General features: G+C 58.9%; 1 protein-coding gene. It reads left to right on the top strand.

The window, feature by feature from the left end:
• The first annotated feature begins 197 nt into the window (after positions 1 to 197).
• The gene (locus H5U08_RS19260) at positions 198 to 953 is read left to right on the top strand and encodes a 16S rRNA (uracil(1498)-N(3))-methyltransferase (RefSeq protein ID WP_297036937.1); all 756 of its coding nucleotides are present in this window, start codon (positions 198 to 200) and stop codon (positions 951 to 953) included.
• Positions 954 to 1,247: the final 294 nt, after the last annotated feature.

Below are 1,247 nucleotides of genomic sequence, written 5' to 3'. Positions count from 1 at the left end.
CAGTAGCCCAGATAGCGCGCGGCAATACCGGTCCGAGCTTTGGGACCGCTCATAAACGTCTCTCCAGTGGGTGGATATTTCAGGCGGACATGTTGATGGAAAATCCCCACCCTGGGCAAAACCCGTCATATGAGAGTCTTCGGTAAAATCGACAGAGTTTCTTGATCGGTGTTCGTGATAACCGGGAAGGAACAACCATGGCCGAGCGATTTTACTGTCCCACTGTCACCGGGACACATGTCGTCCTGGAGGGATCAGAAGCGCACCACCTTATTCACGTGATGCGGGCGGCGGTGGGTGATCGTGTCATCCTCTTCGACGGTCAGGGACATGAGTATCTGTGCGAGGTGGAAAAAATAAGCAAGCGGGACGCGACTCTCCAGGTCCTGGAGCGACGTACGATCGACCGGGAGCTCCCGTTCTCGCTGACGGTGGCCACTCCCTTGCCCAAAGGGGACCGGCAACGGGTACTTGTGGAAAAGCTCACCGAGTTGGGCGTGACAGCGTTCGTGCCGCTGATCACCGAACGTACGGTAGTCCGGCCGGAGAAAGACATCGTGATCCGGCTGACCCGCATCGTTATCGAAGCAAGCAAGCAGTGCGGTCGCAACCGCTTGATGATGGTGGCCGAACCTCAGCCGTGGTCGTCGTTTCTGGAGGCGGTGAACCCGGCCGCCGCGAGGTACCTGGCTCATCCGGTGGAATCCGGGGAGCATGAGCGCTTCGGAGCATCACAGAAAGGAACCCTTTTCCTCGATGAGAAAGAGGAACGGGGGCCGATTGTGATCGCGATAGGGCCCGAGGGAGGATTCACTTCTGCGGAAATGGAGGCCGCCCGCACCCGCGGCTGGCACCTGTTGGATTTGGGGCCGCGGATTTTGCGGGTGGAGACCGCAGCGATCGCGCTGGCCGCTTTATTTGGCATAAGCCGCCAGATCACTCGCTGGGGGTGAAAATTCATAGGACGCGGTGGGGCCGATGCAGGAATTGCCGGACAACATCGGAGGGACGTGCTTGTCGGGTTCGCTTGTCATATGGAGTGCGGCGATTTATCGCCGCTTTTCGGTGAAGGCTTCAGCCTTCACAACCCTGGTGTTTACGGTGTTTACCGCAATCACAAAAGCGGTTCCCTGGTAGGGGCAATTCATGAATTGCCCCTACCGCATGTGGGCGCCTCTCGGAGGGACCTGCTTGTCAGGTCCGTCGTTTGTCGGAGGGACCGTGTCCGGAGGGACCTGCGTGTCAGG

It is taken from the genome of Thermogutta sp. (assembly GCF_014359955.1).
In the GTDB taxonomy this organism is placed as follows: Bacteria; Planctomycetota; Planctomycetia; order Pirellulales; family Thermoguttaceae; genus Thermogutta.
The sequence above is the reverse complement of the archived record's forward strand: the minus strand, read 5'-3'. Positions and strand labels throughout refer to the sequence as shown.

Bases quoted from the DNA above. Each gene is read 5' to 3' on its own strand.
- H5U08_RS19260 (WP_297036937.1), top strand. From the start codon at position 198: ATGGCCGAGCGATTTTACTGTCCCACTGTCACCGGGACACATGTCGTC.